This window comes from Shouchella xiaoxiensis, assembly GCF_016907895.1.
Classification (GTDB): domain Bacteria; phylum Bacillota; class Bacilli; order Bacillales; family Bacillaceae_D; genus Shouchella; species Shouchella xiaoxiensis.
The window spans coordinates 164563-174619 of the sequence record NZ_JAFBCV010000010.1 but is presented as its reverse complement, the minus strand read 5'-3'; the positions used below and the strand labels follow the sequence as shown (position 1 = coordinate 174619).

Annotated in this window: 11 protein-coding genes; 8 read left to right on the top strand and 3 right to left on the bottom strand. The window is 43.2% G+C overall.

The features are described 5' to 3' along the window. Positions 1–125: 125 nt before the first annotated feature. Complete coding sequence (locus JOC54_RS15665) at positions 126–842, bottom strand: dihydropteridine reductase (RefSeq protein WP_204467322.1); 717 nt, start codon at positions 840–842, stop codon at positions 126–128. 171 nt (positions 843–1013) lie between these two features. Between JOC54_RS15665 and JOC54_RS15660 the strand changes: the two genes are divergently transcribed. From JOC54_RS15660 to JOC54_RS15645, 4 genes are all read left to right on the top strand, one after another. Then, positions 1014–1289: an AbrB/MazE/SpoVT family DNA-binding domain-containing protein gene (locus tag JOC54_RS15660; RefSeq protein WP_204467320.1), complete on the top strand. Its 276-nt coding sequence runs from the start codon at positions 1014–1016 to the stop codon at positions 1287–1289. After that, positions 1289–1636 (top strand): type II toxin-antitoxin system PemK/MazF family toxin, encoded by a 348-nt coding sequence (locus JOC54_RS15655; protein WP_204467316.1) that lies wholly within the window; start codon positions 1289–1291, stop codon positions 1634–1636. The genes JOC54_RS15660 and JOC54_RS15655 overlap by 1 nt, the downstream gene beginning before the upstream one ends. Positions 1637–2026: 390 nt before the next feature. Next, positions 2027–2185 (top strand): hypothetical protein, encoded by a 159-nt coding sequence (locus tag JOC54_RS15650; RefSeq protein WP_204467314.1) that lies wholly within the window; start codon positions 2027–2029, stop codon positions 2183–2185. Between the two features lie 26 nt (positions 2186–2211). Then, complete coding sequence (locus JOC54_RS15645; RefSeq protein ID WP_204467311.1) at positions 2212–2601, top strand: hypothetical protein; 390 nt, start codon at positions 2212–2214, stop codon at positions 2599–2601. A gap of 66 nt (positions 2602–2667) precedes the next feature. Here JOC54_RS15645 and JOC54_RS15640 read toward each other — a convergent pair whose 3' ends face one another. Further along, on the bottom strand, positions 2668–3234 hold the full coding sequence (locus JOC54_RS15640; protein ID WP_204467309.1) for an NADPH-dependent FMN reductase: 567 nt from the start codon (positions 3232–3234) through the stop codon (positions 2668–2670). Beyond that, complete coding sequence (locus JOC54_RS15635) at positions 3231–4289, bottom strand: LLM class flavin-dependent oxidoreductase (RefSeq protein WP_204467307.1); 1059 nt, start codon at positions 4287–4289, stop codon at positions 3231–3233. The genes JOC54_RS15640 and JOC54_RS15635 overlap by 4 nt, the downstream gene beginning before the upstream one ends. A 131-nt stretch (positions 4290–4420) precedes the next feature. Here JOC54_RS15635 and JOC54_RS15630 point away from each other — a divergent pair, with 131 nt between their 5' ends. From JOC54_RS15630 to JOC54_RS15615, 4 genes are all read left to right on the top strand, one after another. Next, positions 4421–4774, top strand: coding sequence for a winged helix-turn-helix transcriptional regulator (locus JOC54_RS15630; protein WP_035442259.1), 354 nt, complete (start codon positions 4421–4423; stop codon positions 4772–4774). Beyond that, a complete protein-coding gene (locus JOC54_RS15625) occupies positions 4767–5588 on the top strand; it encodes a GNAT family N-acetyltransferase (RefSeq protein ID WP_051992144.1) in 822 nt (273 codons plus the stop codon). Before JOC54_RS15630 ends, JOC54_RS15625 begins: the two co-directional genes overlap by 8 nt. 233 nt (positions 5589–5821) lie before the next feature. Further along, on the top strand, positions 5822–8062 hold the full coding sequence (locus JOC54_RS15620; RefSeq protein ID WP_367617814.1) for a beta strand repeat-containing protein: 2241 nt from the start codon (positions 5822–5824) through the stop codon (positions 8060–8062). 730 nt (positions 8063–8792) lie between these two features. Continuing rightward, positions 8793–10052, top strand: coding sequence for an ABC transporter substrate-binding protein (locus JOC54_RS15615; protein WP_035418045.1), 1260 nt, complete (start codon positions 8793–8795; stop codon positions 10050–10052). Positions 10053–10057 lie beyond the last annotated feature (5 nt).

Below are 10057 nucleotides of genomic sequence, written 5' to 3'. Positions count from 1 at the left end.
ATCCTTTTCACCATCAAATTTCGTCATTGGGACCAATCAAAAGACCATAAGAGAAAGCCTGGGTTCACAGAACCAAGGCTTTCTCGACAATCTGACAATCACCCTCCAGCTGGAGGGTGATTGTTTTAAATGGTGACTTCTGATGTTAAAAAGTTGGGAAGTTGCTGTGCGTGCTTATCAAGCATGATTTGTTCTGGCTTAACGCCTTCAGCACGTAAGAGGGCAATATTTTCAACAAGAAACTCGTCACTACCGACAACATAGAAAAGGCCGTTTTCATCTGAAGCGAGCTTTTTCACTTCATCGTAATATGTTTTCCGGTTATCAACGAACTGCGTCGTAAACTTTTTATCCGGTGCTGATTCAAAAAGGTTCGTGAACAAATAGGCTCTGGATGAATCAACGTTTAACGAGTGAATCTGATTAACGTTGTCATTGCGTTCAAGGTAATCAAGCACAAGCGGACGGAATGTGGCGAGACCAACACCTGCCGAAAGTAAGTAAACGTTCTTATCTTCGCGTTTGAGCGGAACGTTTGAATGGGTCTTGAAAATCGCCACCTCATGCCCGACTTCAAGATTTCTAAGGATCATTTTAAACTCTGAGCATTCTTCTTTGATACGCGTTGTAATCCCAATCGACTTCTCATTTGGCAAAGTTGAGATTGACATATGACGGATTAAGCTGCGGTTTGGTTTCTCTTCGGCATTAAACCCCTTCAGTGCAAAGTGCGTATGAGAACCTTCTTCCCATGTAAATCCTTCTGGGCAGTCGAGCATGTATGTTTTAACCTCAGGGGTCTCGTCAATAATCTGATTGATTTTCGTCCAGTAAATTTGCATCGAATCATCTCCTTTAGAATGAGTTGCTTCATTATTATTAAGTATACATCAAGTGATAACAATTCTCAATTGGGTTTGGGGGGGAATTTTTGAAAGATACTTTAGGCAAAGGAACTATCTAGTATCAAAAGTATATCCAGTGTATATACTGTTTTAAAAGGATGTGATACAATGGATATACAACATGCACTAGGGGGGAATTATATGACCATCGCTGTTAATCAATGGGGAAACAGTCTGGCCATTCGTATCCCTCAAAGTATTACTAAGTCATTTAATCTTGAAAAAGGAAGTGAATTAGTGATGAAAGTAGAAGGGAATCAAATCATTCTTCAACCTGTTCAAAAAAAATTCACAGCTGAGTTCGCGATACAGGACATGGAAGGTAAGGTCCCGCCATCAGAGATTTTTCCTGAAGACGGTCCCGAGGGAGACGAAATGATCTAATGGGTAAAGAATCACATAAAGACTTAGAGCGAGGCGACTTGATCTGGTTAAACTTTACGCCGCAGGCCGGATTTGAATTAAAGGGAAGGCACCCCGCAGTTGTTATTTCTCCTCATTGGTACAATAAGCGTTCGAACTTTGTTCTTATTGCTGGAATAACAAGTAGTCCATCGAACTGGACTTATGCATACGAGTTACCCGAAGGGCTAAAAACAACTGGAAAAGTCTATGTGGATCAATTAAAGTCATATGACTTACGTGCACGCTTCTGGTCTTACGTAGAAACCATAACGGATGAAGCCTGGTTGAATGGATTATTAGATCGAGTCGGAACGTTAACCCAATAAAATTTCTTTGAAGCTGTAGGCTCGGGCCACGGCTTTTTTTATATGTCTAATTAGAAATAATAGAATGTATTGGAGAGGTTAAAATGTAGGAATAGTTTTAATGTTTAACTCAAAATGCGGTAACCACCGCTATAAATGGAGTTTGAAATGAATTGGTAAACATTTTAGGACAACTTGCACTCATTGAGTGGTATGCTGTTTCTCGGAATGATAGCGTTTCAAATCATACATCTGGGTTTCGTGTGTAAGGAACATTCAAGGCAATCAATCTATCCATTAAAAATAAACAGGGGGAATGACATATGCAAGCAATTGGTGTGTTACTAATGGTTGGAAGCTTTTTTTTACGGAATATTCATTATATTGAAAGGTTTGTTCGGAAAGAATCGGATGAATTTCAAACGATTTGGTTTGGGGATCGTGACTTTTGTGGTTGGCGTTATCTTGATGGTATCAGGCTCTTCATCTGAACCAACTCCACAACAGGCAATGAATTCTGATGATACGGCTTCTGCTGAAGCAGAGGATGAAAAACGCCTGATGAAGTAGAGGAAAGTTATGCGAGTGTTGGTGATGTGTTTGTTGTTGACGATATTGAAATGCGTTTAGAGAATCTTGCTGTCTATGATGGGGAGATTAACATGCATTCTGAGCGTGAAAATGATTATATGTATTTGATCGAGTTTAACGTGAACAATCAAAGTGACGATTCGATCCCGTTCTCAAATAGTGATTTAAAAGCGTACGACGAAGAGGGCTATCAGCTAGAGCGAATCTTAGTAAGTTCAAACAACAATGCAGGTCTTGATACAATTAATACAATGGGCGCATTGGATGCAGGGAGACAAATCAAGCTATATGTTGTCCTTGATGCTAAAACTGGTGAAGACATTGAAGTAACATGGGACAAGACGGTTAGCTTTAGAAGTGAAAAAGCAGAATTTGTTTTACCGGCTCTTCAATAGGAAGAAGAAAAAATCCGTCAGTTGACGGATTTTTTTAGTTGAGTCTGTTTATAGTTATTATCCTGCTCAAAAACCATACGCATCATCAGCTTCTTGCCGCATCGCCTGCACCGTGCGGGTTAACAGATGTGTATCTTCAACGAGGCGCTGGACGCGGAAGATGAGATCATCGTTGGCAATCTGCTTCTGGTGAAAATCTTTCTCTTCTGCGAAAACGTATGTCTGCACGAGCTGCGCCTTCATGTAGCTAAGAATGGGCTTCAGCTGCTGCTCGGCGACAAGGTAGTGTTTCGGACTACCGGCTGTGACAACGATCGAGACAACTTTGTTTTCAAAAGCCTGCACCGGAAGCAGGTCAAAGATGTTTTTGAGCGTGCCAGGAATAGAAGCTTGGAATACAGGGGTGCCGATCACAATTGCGTCAGCAGCCATTAGCGTCTGGGCGACGTAACCGGTGTCGCCGCTGTATTCAATAAACTGACGGCCGTCGCTGAACGTAATGTCGTATTCAGCGAGGTCGAGTAGGGTGACTTCCGTGTCTGCATCGTAGTCATGCAGCTGTTTAACAACTTCGTCGATCATCGTTCTTGTTTTGGAACCGACAACGGAGCCGGAGAGGGCGACGATTTTCATTCCGATTCCCCCTTTGTATACTTACGTATGGCTGGGAGAATCTCGGTTGCGATGAGCTCAATGTTTTTCTTTAGTTCATCAAACGGGACACCGCCGAAATCCATCTGTGCGATATAGCGTTGGTGTCCAAACAGTTCATGCTGGTAAAGAATTTTTTCAATGATTTGCTGCGGGCTACCGACGTTAAGTACGTCGCGGACATCCTCACCTTGGGCAAACGCACGCTTGGAGAAACCTTGTCCGTTTGTTAATGTAATGCCTTCGTTAACGGCTGGGTAATAGGCACGCTGTGCTTCTTGCGTTGTTTCTGCCGCATAGAATAAACCGGCTGTAGCAATGGGGAAGTCGGCTGGATCGTAGCCGCTTTCCGTCAACGCTCCACGGTACGCATCAATTGAACGTTTAAACGCCGCTGTTGGTCCTGCTAAATGGGCGAGGAACATTGGTACGCCGGCAAGTCCGGCTTTAATGGCGCTTGCTGGTGTACCACCAACAGCGCGCCAGATAGGCATTTTGCCTTCCAGTGGGCGTGGTAGCACTTCAGCGTCGCGTAAAGATGCGCGAAATTCGCCACTCCAGTTGACGATTTTTTCTTCATTGATCTGACGAAGCAAATCAAACTTCTCTTCAAACAGCCCTTCATAATCGCGTAAATCATAGCCAAGTAGATCGTATAAGCCAACGCGAGATGCGCGGCCGGCGATAATTTCCGCTCGTCCGTCTGAAATTAAATCGATTGTTGCGAAGTCCTCGTACACTCGTACCGGATCGGATGTGCTAATAATCGTGGAGGAGCTCCCGATCTTGATTTTCTTTGTTGCCTGGGCGATTGCTGCTAAAACAACGGAATGAGCCTGAGTCGCAAAAAACGCCTGATGGCTTTCACCGACGCTGAAGAAATCAATGCCTGCTTCCTCTGCTAGCTTTGCAAATTCAATGATCTCCTTAATGCGCTGCTGCGCGGAGATTCGTTTGCCTGTATGGGGATTCGGCAAGTGATCGCCGAGTGTATAGATGCCAAATTCTAAGCCATTCTCTTTATTAATTCGATTCATTATGGATCCTCCCTTAGTTCGCAATCACGTTAGTTGTATCTTCCTCTATTTTGCCTTATGATAAACGCATTTAATAGTACGTACTTTCATGAAAGCAGGTATCCTCAAGGAAACTACTAGGAGGGAAACAAATGAAAATTGTACCCGATCAATGCCAAGTCAGTCAGGCGATGGATGTGATTATTGGCAAGTGGAAGCTGGCGATTTTGCTGCACCTACTTGCTCATGGACCGACGCGGTTTGGCGCGTTACAGCGTGCGGTTCCAGCCGTTACGCCGAAAGTGCTGACCCAACAATTACGCGAGCTAGAAGAGGAAGACATTATTAACCGCAACGTGTATCCAGAAAATCCACCGAAAGTTGAGTATGACATTAGCACCTATGGGCAGTCACTAGAGCCAATCTTGAACGCCATGCACCAGTGGGGACTTGATCATATGGCGTATAAGCAGACGCGGGATAAGAAGGAGGATAACGGTGTTTAAAACAATAGCAGAACTTCATATGGCTGATGTCCTTGACGCATGGAACGAGGGATTTTCCGATTACTTAGTGCCAGTGCAAACGACGGTAGAAAAACTGATAAAGAAAATGGAGCGAGAGAATCTTGATGTGAATGCATCCTTCGCCTATCTTGTTGATGAAAAAATTGCAGGAGTGATTTTGACAGGAATGGCTGAATTCCATGGTGTAAAGCAGATGTGGATTGGTGGAATGGCAGTCGTCCCGGCATATCGAAAAAAGGGAGTTGCCAAGAAAATGCTTCAGCAAGTTGAAGCGGAAGCCAGGGTAAAAAATTGTTCAGAAATATTGCTTGAAGTGATTACGGAGAATGCGAAAGCTTACCGGGTTTACACAGAGTTTGGATTTGAACAGTTAAATGAATTAGTAGTAGGGAAATTGATGTACAATTCAATTGATTATAAGACGTTAGTAAGATTTAAAGCAAGCGTGGCTGCTGAACAAGATGTTAATGAACCAGTTGATGTTCCGTGGAGAACTCGTTTGGATAAGCTAGCAACGGTACTATCAATATGGGAAGAAGACAAACAGATCGGCTATCTCTCGTTTACGCGAGATTCAACGAGAATACTGTTGTTGCAAGTAGAATTGTTTAATAAGCAACGTGCTGATTTAGTGTCCCCCATTTTGCAGCAATTTAAATGCGATTATCAAATAGAAGAGGTCTGGATCTACAACCTCGTCGGTTCTTCAATGGAATGCAAGCAAATCGAAAAAATCGGTTTAGAGAAACCGATTCGACAATATCAAATGAAGCTTCAAGCAGGAAAAGCCTAGTTGGCGGAGACCTGATTGAAGTTTTTTTCGTTTCATAATTCTTTTTTAGAGGATTTTTCGTAACAAAAATACAGATCTATAATAAAAAAGGTTTGATTCGTAATGTGACTACACAGTTTTAGTAAGGGACTGTTTCGTTTACTCAATTACGTCATAGGATGAATACAATAAGGTTCTATCTTCTTAGTGTGGGTAGGTTTATTTATTTGAATATAAAAAAGAGGGGATCACTTGTGTGGAGTCATTTTCAATGTTCTAATGGAATTCAATTTTTCAAAAGGTCAACTACAAATGGTGGATTAACTAACTCGTTTATCAATCCTTCATTATATGGATTAACAGGACCGACTGGACCAACCGGACCAACCGGTTCTATAGATTTACCATATAATGTAATCGTCCCATTTGATCCAACGAATTCTAATAATTATGTAGTGGGTCAAATAGTTACGTTTGAGGGTGGACTCTATTTAGTAAATACAGATAGACCAACCGGTTTTCCAAACAATTCTCCAGACTTTACGTATCTTGGTTTAGTAGGTGCTCCTGGAGTAACCGGCGCGACAGGTAATACAGGAAGCACGGGGGCTACTGGGGGAACAGGAAGTACAGGAGTACAAGGATCAACCGGAGTAACTGGAGCGACAGGAATTACAGGAAGTATAGGAATCACCGGAGCAACTGGGGGAACAGGAAATACAGGAGTACAAGGATCAACCGGAGTAACTGGAGCGACAGGAAATACAGGAAGTATAGGAATCACCGGAGCAACTGGGGGAACAGGAAGTACAGGAGTGCAAGGACCGACGGGAGTAACTGGAGCGACAGGAGTACAAGGATCAACCGGAGTAACTGGAGCGACAGGAGTACAAGGATCAACCGGAGTAACTGGAGCGACAGGAAGTACAGGAGTACAAGGACCGACTGGAGCAACTGGGGGAACAGGAAGTACAGGAGTACAAGGATCGACGGGAGTAACTGGAGCGACAGGAGTACAAGGTATAGGAATCACCGGAGCAACTGGGGGAACAGGAAGTACAGGAGTGCAAGGACCGACGGGAGTAACCGGAGCGACAGGAAATACAGGAGTACAAGGATCAACCGGAGTAACCGGAGCAACAGGAAGTACAGGAGTACAAGGACCGACGGGAGTAACTGGAGCGACAGGAGTACAAGGTATAGGAATCACCGGAGCAACTGGGGGAACAGGAAGTACAGGAGTGCAAGGACCGACGGGAGTAACCGGAGCGACAGGAAATACAGGAGTACAAGGATCAACCGGAGTAACCGGAGCAACAGGAAGTACAGGAGTACAAGGACCGACCGGAGCAACTGGGGGAACAGGAAGTACAGGAGTACAAGGACCGACCGGAGTAACTGGAGCGACAGGAAATACAGGAAGTATAGGAATCACCGGAGCAACTGGGGGAACAGGAAGTACAGGAGTGCAAGGACCGACGGGAGTAACTGGAGCGACAGGAGTACAAGGATCAACCGGAGTAACTGGAGCGACAGGAGTACAAGGATCAACCGGAGTAACTGGAGCGACAGGAAATACAGGAAGTATAGGGATCACGGGAGCAACTGGGGGAACAGGAAGTACAGGAATACAAGGACCGGCGGGAGTAACTGGAGCGACAGGAGTACAAGGTATAGGAATCACCGGAGCAACTGGGGGAACAGGAAGTACAGGAGTGCAAGGACCGACGGGAGTAACCGGAGCGACAGGAAATACAGGAAGTATAGGGATCACGGGAGCAACTGGGGGAACAGGAAGTACAGGAGTACAAGGACCGACGGGAGTAACTGGAGCGACAGGAGTACAAGGTATAGGAATCACCGGAGCAACTGGGGGAACAGGAAGTACAGGAGTACAAGGACCGACCGGGGCAACTGGAGTAACGGGTCCTTTAGCCCAAGCGGCTTTTCCGGTTATCTTTGCGTCTGCGGGAGGAGCAGGAAGGGGAACGGCTAATCCGAGTACAAATGTAGCGGGCGATTCAATAAATATAAATTTGCTTTCTTTTGGTAGAACGAGTAATGATTTGACATTAACAGGTGGTAGTGGATTTACTGTACCTTTCGCTTCAGATAATTATCAGTTTTTCTTTAGCTTTCCACAGGCAGTGAGATTAGTAGGCTTATCTACTTTGTTTAATAATTTTGCTGCTTTCACACCATCTGTCGGTACAGATTTTAGACCTTATGTAGCAGTTGCTACATCGGCAGCAGGTACATTTAATTTTAGCATTGAGCCTCTCTCGATAACGTATTCAACTACAGGATTTGTCCCAGGTATTTCAAATCCAACTTCAACAATACTAAGCGGAGTAAACAATCTTGTTAACGTCTTAATTCCAGCTGGAACAAATATGACAATAGTTGGTGGTTGGGCTAATTTAGGAACTTCTACTCAAGCACTTCAACAATTTATTTACATGAGCGGCTCCGTCTTTTTTACTTTAGCTAATTAAGACTTTCTTGATTCTGACACCAACTTTTTTCATAGCTTCAGAAGCAAGATAAAAAAAGCTAGCGATTACAGTAGTAGTCGCTAGTTTTTTTGGTGGAAAATCTATTGGTGTTTCTTAGTGGTTTTCAAGCATCGCTCCATCATCCAAATTATTCTATAAGTCTCTTGCAAGGTCGAGTGCACTTTTCTGCAAGTTTGTGATGTTTTTAATTTATTCTTTCACATTAATAAGTTATGTAATGTTTCATTCCAGCATGAAATTGCTAGATCTGTCCGATCGGGGTATTAAATTTAACAATTGATTGTTGCTGTTTTAGTAACTAAAGTGTGTGTAGCTTTATCAGCGGTAAAGGGTATTTGTATTGGTAATACGCGTCAGAATTATCTAGTCCACAATCTAATCGCCCTTAACAAGAAGGGCTTAAGTTGGCGTGGTCTAGTATCGCAGCAAAGCTTCAACCAGATTGGAGATAGAGTTGTGAAGGTTAAGATTAGTTGCTTGCTCGACAATGATTAAACTATGGTGATGAGAAATAAGAATCGTTTTAATGTTCTTGAGAAAGACTCTGTATATAATTGGGAGTTCGCAAAAAAACTTCTTGACAAATATAAAAAACGTGTAAGATAATTTATATTGAAAGCGCTTTCTATTGCGAGATAATCCATGAAGATATTTTTTTATTTACTTAGTTTATTGAATGAACAAACTAAAGTGTTGATTGGAGGTTCGTATGAAGAAGATTCTAATGGGGTGTTTACTTGGAGCGTTTAGTTTATTGGTGCAGGCCGGTTGTAGCAACACTGAGACTCAGGAAGAGATAACCATTTGGAGCTTTACGGATGAGGGTGAATATGCAGTTGAGAAATTTTTGGAGCAGAACCCTGGAGTTAAAGTAAATTTTCAGTATATTCCATCTAGTCAATATGAAACAAAGTTAAGATCCGCTCTATCGACCGGAATTCGAGCGCCGGATGTATTTGCTTTGGAAGCAGAATATGTTCGAAAGTTCATAGACCATCCATCATTGGAATCGTTAAGTGGTGCGCCCTACTATGGAGATCAGTTAGTGGAAGATCACTATGAATATATCCAAGGAATTGAGAAAGATTCTGAAGGGGATGTACGGACAATCGCTTATCAAGGGACAACTGGCGGATTTTATTACCGGAGAGATCTGGCAGAGGAATATTTAGGGACGGATGACCCTAAAGAAGTAAGTGCAATGATCGAGACTTGGGACGATGTTTTTGAAATAGGTGAGCGTGTGTATGAGGAGAGCGGTGGAGAGGTAAGAGCGTTACCTAATCAGAATTCAATTGGCCAAGTGCAAGACGCGATTGTTGAGCAGCCATGGGTTGTTGAGAATGAGCTAGTAATCGATCAGGCTAAACATGATGCCCTCGACTTAGTTGATCAGGCAATTGAAACCAACTCACTTGCGATGTTATCTGATTGGTCACCGGGCTGGTCGGCTTCGATGCAACAAGGCAATATTTTATTCTACCCAGGGCCTTCTTGGTATTTGAAACATGTACTACAGTCAAATGCTCCAGACACAGCAGGACAGTGGGGACTTGCAAGTGGTCCGGATGCGTTTAGTGGAGGCGGTACGTTTTATTCGATGTATTCGGGTAGTGAAAACAAAGAGCTAGCTTGGGAATTCGTGAAATTCTATGGGTTCGATGTTGAATTTCTGCAAGGGTTAGCTGTTGAGCAACAGTATTATACAAGTAATCTCGTGGCTAATGAAGGTGTTGCCGAAGAAATAACGAGTGATTTTCTCGCTGGTCAAAACTTCTTTGAATTTTTTAATGAGGAATCTGAGCAAGTCAATGCGGTTGTTCGCACTTCGTTTGATGGTGACATAAACAGTATTTTTAATGACTTACTCGGCTCGTATGCACGAGGAAACTTCAGTTCAAAAGAAGCTTTTTGGGAAAGATTTAAACGTGATGTCCGAATCTATTTTCCTGAATTAACAGTCGATTAAAGGGG

Bases quoted from the DNA above. Each gene is read 5' to 3' on its own strand.
- JOC54_RS15665 (WP_204467322.1), bottom strand. From the start codon at position 842: ATGCAAATTTACTGGACGAAAATCAATCAGATTATTGACGAGACCCCT.
- JOC54_RS15660 (WP_204467320.1), top strand. From the start codon at position 1,014: ATGGATATACAACATGCACTAGGGGGGAATTATATGACCATCGCTGTT.
- JOC54_RS15655 (WP_204467316.1), top strand. From the start codon at position 1,289: ATGGGTAAAGAATCACATAAAGACTTAGAGCGAGGCGACTTGATCTGG.
- JOC54_RS15650 (WP_204467314.1), top strand. From the start codon at position 2,027: ATGAATTTCAAACGATTTGGTTTGGGGATCGTGACTTTTGTGGTTGGC.
- JOC54_RS15640 (WP_204467309.1), bottom strand. From the start codon at position 3,234: ATGAAAATCGTCGCCCTCTCCGGCTCCGTTGTCGGTTCCAAAACAAGA.
- JOC54_RS15635 (WP_204467307.1), bottom strand. From the start codon at position 4,289: ATGAATCGAATTAATAAAGAGAATGGCTTAGAATTTGGCATCTATACA.
- JOC54_RS15630 (WP_035442259.1), top strand. From the start codon at position 4,421: ATGAAAATTGTACCCGATCAATGCCAAGTCAGTCAGGCGATGGATGTG.
- JOC54_RS15615 (WP_035418045.1), top strand. From the start codon at position 8,793: ATGAAGAAGATTCTAATGGGGTGTTTACTTGGAGCGTTTAGTTTATTG.